Raw genomic sequence first — 3,811 nt, 5'->3', positions numbered from 1 at the left:
TGGAGCTGTCCAGGTCCCCGCCGTCGGTGACGCCGAACTCGCGCTGCAGCGCGAGGGCCGCCTGCGCCGCGATGTTGGTGGCGTCGAGCGGCACCCCTCCCAGCTCGACCTGCGCGCCGGGCGCCGCCGCGACCGTCAGGCGGATCGCATCGTCCTCGCGAGGGGTGGCCGTGACGGTCTCGAACAGGTCGACGGCCTGGAACACGGTCGCCAGGGGGTGATAGCCGTCGGGCTCGACCGGACCCACCGACAGCTGCAGGTTGACCTTGCCGGGGGCGCGCACGGTGACGGAGCGGCTCATCCCTCCACCATGGCAGAGGTCGGCGGCGTCGCCTAACAAATCGACATTGCTTTCCACGATGCTCAACCCCAGACCCACGCCGTCCTGCTCCACTTCAGATGCAATGTTGATTCGGTAGAAACGATCAAAGACTCGCGAACGATGCTCTTCACCGATGCCGACTCCGTTGTCACGGACTTCGACGGTGATCTCATCGGAGTTCGAGAACGAACGCATCTCCACACATCCTTCCTCCGGCGTGTACTTGATCGCGTTGTCGAGCAAGTTGTGGAACACCTGGCGCAAACGTTCTGGATCCGATTGCAACGTCAAACCATCCTCGAATTGCGTCCGCAACTCCTGGCGTTTCGCTATCGCTCGCGGTCGCATGGAACCCGCAACCTCTAGCAACAGTTCCTCCAAATCAACCTCTTCTTCCACGCTCCTGCCAACTCCCGCGTCGTTACGAGACAAAGTTAGCAATTGGCTGGTCGCCGACGTGAGACGACTGGATTCTTCCAAAATGCTTTGGAAACGTTTGCGTGCTTCCGTGGGATCGTCGGCCACATCAATCCCCATTTCCGCTTCGCTGCGAATGATCGTGATCGGTGTCCGCAATTCATGCGACGCATCGCCAGTGAACCGGCGGACCTCATCAAAAGAACTTTCCAATCGAGCGATCATGGAATTGATTGTTCTCGCCAAGTGCCCAAGTTCATCCTTGGCATTGGGAATCGGAAGCCGCCGGTCCAACCGTTCCGCCGTGATCTCGTTGCTCAAACAACTCAACTGTTCCACTGGTGCCAAAGCTTTGCAAGCGAGCAAGTACGAAAGCGCCGCGGCCACGAACAAGGTCACCGGAATGGTCAGCAACAATACCTTCAACACGCCATCGAGTTCCTCGTCCACATGCTCCATTTCCGCCAACAACATCAGCGAATAAGGCCCCTTCTGCGTCGGCACTTCCACTCGCACTCGCCGTGCGTGGCCGAACTCCGGAACCACCAACGAATCGAACTGAGGCCGGGACGTCGACGCCACATTCAGCTCGTTCGGCGGCAACTCCTTCAGTGAATCAGCCTGAGCCACCACTCCGCCGCTGGCGTCCAACACAACGCCTGAAATTTCGACATGCTTGCCAAACCGCCGGACCCAAAACGCAAACCTTTTCTCTGGATCACCACTGACCTTTGTATCCGCCAAAACCCTTTCACTGCGAGCGAGCAGACCAGCATCGACTTGGTCGAAGTGCATTTGCCGCAACAGCGAATAGACCAACAACCCGAACCCAAGCAACACGACGGCAAAAGCGGCCGTGTTCCAAACAGCAATCCGCCAACGAATGCTGATTCCACTCATGATCGATCCCTGACGGAATAGCCAACGCCGCGAACAGTCCGAATCAACGGAGTCGCATCGTCCGCTTCAATCTTCTTGCGCAAACCGTTCACGCACACCTCAATCGCGTTAGTCATCACGCCACCGGGTTCCTTCCAAACATCCCGCGAAAGCATTTCGCGGGTCACATTCGTGTTCTTGTGACGCAACAAGTACTCCAGCAATTCATATTCGCGCTGACTCAGTTCGATCTCGCTCCCACCGCGAGTGACACGCCGCAAGATCACGTCGATTTCGACGTCCTCGGCTCGCAGCATCGTCACCGCACCTCCACGCCCCCGACGTAACAACGCCCGAATGCGAGCCAACAACTCCGCATGTGCGAACGGTTTGACCAAATAGTCGTCCGCCCCACCGTCGAGCCCGTCGACACGATCGTCCACCGAATCGCGAGCCGTCAATATCATCACCGGCACGTTCGAACCATGCTTTCGAAGATCCTCCAAGACCTGAAGTCCATCCCGCCCCGGTAGCGACAGATCCAGCACCACGCCATCGAAGTGTTCCGTCGTGGCATGGTAGTACCCATCCTCGCCCGTTCCCGAGGTCACCACTTCGTAGCCCTCCTTCTCCAGCAACTGCTGCAGATTCCGCCGCAGTTTCAATTGATCTTCAATCACCAGTAGTCGTTGCATGAATACTCAAATCCCCCAGCCAAACCGGCCTCCACAGAAGCCACCAAAACGAAAGCAACCTCGATCAACCCCTTGCAAGTCCAGCAAGATCCCAATCCAAGTCCCACTCATCACAGCCCAACCACCTAAGATCGTCCATCCCAGCCCCCGGTCCATTAGCCAACCATTAGTTTCCCCTAATGATGGCGATTACCAAGGCTGGTGGACCAGGTTCGAAAGTCCGGTCGAATCGGTCAAGCGTTCAAATCGTGGATCTAGTTTCTCTTTTCACTCTCCTACAATCCAAGAAACTTTCCCCGCACTCCGCCCCCCAACCGAGTTCCCTCATGGCCTCCGACCCATCTCCAATGCCGATCGTTCGCAAAGTCGAAGAGTCTTCCGATCCCCTGGAGCATGGATCCAGCCTCGCTCCCGTGCAGAAGCGGGAGGTTGTGTTGCGACTGGAAGCCGAATCGCTCGACAACATGAAGAAGCGAGCCACCGTTCGCGTCGAACAACCGCGTGGCAGCACGTTCGAAATCATCTGCGACGAAGGCCCGTACTTGAATGGCGACGATTCCGCGCCACCGCCACTGGCGTACTACAGCGCCAGCATCGCGTTCTGTTTGCTAACCCAACTCTCTCGCTACGCCAGCATCAAGAAGCTCGACATCACCAGCATGAAGCTGTCGCAGGAAACCCGATTCGCAATGGAAGGCTCCGTGATCCAAGGCACCCTGACTGGGCAAGGGGTCGAAGTCGTCACTCACCTGGACATCGAATCCAACGAATCCGAAGAAACGATTCGCAAGATGATCGAAGTCGGCGAGAACAGTTGCTTCATCCACCAGTCGATCAAACATCCCGTGCCCTCCACAATCCAAACCAAATTCAACGGCCAAGACCTCGGTCCTGCCTGAGTACTAAAGTTGCAGCGTCTGGCTTCATGGCCAACGGCCTGTCTATTCGTGATGCGTCCCTGAAGCGATGCCTCCAAGGTATGCCCCCGCATTGTGCGACGCCGAGAGACCTTCGATCTACAAACTGCTGAACTTCACCGTGGCATAGGCTTCCAGCTTGTGTTTGATCCTTCACAGGCTGGAAGCCTACATCTCAGCCCAAGCGTCAAATTGACGAACACGCAACGATGCTACTACCTGAGTCGCCATGAATTGGTGGTGGACATGCTCGCGCTGATCAACCGCAACGATCCCATCATCACTCGAACCCCAGCCGAAATCCGCGCCGAAAAAGAACGCCTTGAAAAGGCAAGCGAGCGTGCCAAGAAAGCAGCCAACCGTTCAGCGACCCGGCGCAAGCAGTAAAACGTTTTGACGTGGGGTGCGTTTGAGAATGTGGGATCGGATGATTGACTCGGTCGTGGATGGATGGTCGGAATCAGTCGTCGGGCTGCAGTGTTGGACAGGCGGGGCTTGACCTGATTGACCTCGTATATCGTGCCCCCAAAACTTCGTTTCGGGAGAGGTGCGTCATGTGAAAACACGCTGAAAAACGGCGT

4 protein-coding genes are annotated in these 3,811 nt (G+C 57.0%); 2 read left to right on the top strand and 2 right to left on the bottom strand.

From position 1 onward, the window contains the following. A partial coding sequence (locus tag ACF8AM_RS13545) for an ATP-binding protein (RefSeq protein WP_392556141.1) occupies positions 1 to 1,639 on the bottom strand: 1,639 nt, incomplete at its 3' end. Then, positions 1,636 to 2,313, bottom strand: coding sequence for a response regulator transcription factor (locus ACF8AM_RS13540; protein ID WP_392556140.1), 678 nt, complete (start codon positions 2,311 to 2,313; stop codon positions 1,636 to 1,638). The genes ACF8AM_RS13545 and ACF8AM_RS13540, both read right to left, overlap by 4 nt. 326 nt (positions 2,314 to 2,639) lie before the next feature. Here ACF8AM_RS13540 and ACF8AM_RS13535 point away from each other — a divergent pair, with 326 nt between their 5' ends. Both ACF8AM_RS13535 and ACF8AM_RS13530 read left to right on the top strand, forming a co-directional pair. Next, entirely contained in the window at positions 2,640 to 3,212 is a 573-nt protein-coding gene (locus ACF8AM_RS13535) for an OsmC-related (seleno)protein (protein WP_392556139.1), read from the top strand. Positions 3,213 to 3,476: 264 nt separating this feature from the next. Next, positions 3,477 to 3,617 carry a hypothetical protein gene (locus tag ACF8AM_RS13530; RefSeq protein ID WP_392556138.1) on the top strand — a complete coding sequence of 47 codons (141 nt, stop codon included), beginning with the start codon at positions 3,477 to 3,479 and terminating at the stop codon, positions 3,615 to 3,617. The last annotated feature ends 194 nt before the right edge of the window (positions 3,618 to 3,811 follow it).

Origin of the sequence: Rhodopirellula sp. JB055 (assembly GCF_043100905.1) — a bacterium.
Taxonomy (GTDB): Bacteria; Planctomycetota; Planctomycetia; order Pirellulales; family Pirellulaceae; genus Rhodopirellula.
Note: the sequence above shows the minus strand (reverse complement) of the source record. Positions and strands in the feature narration are given on the sequence as shown.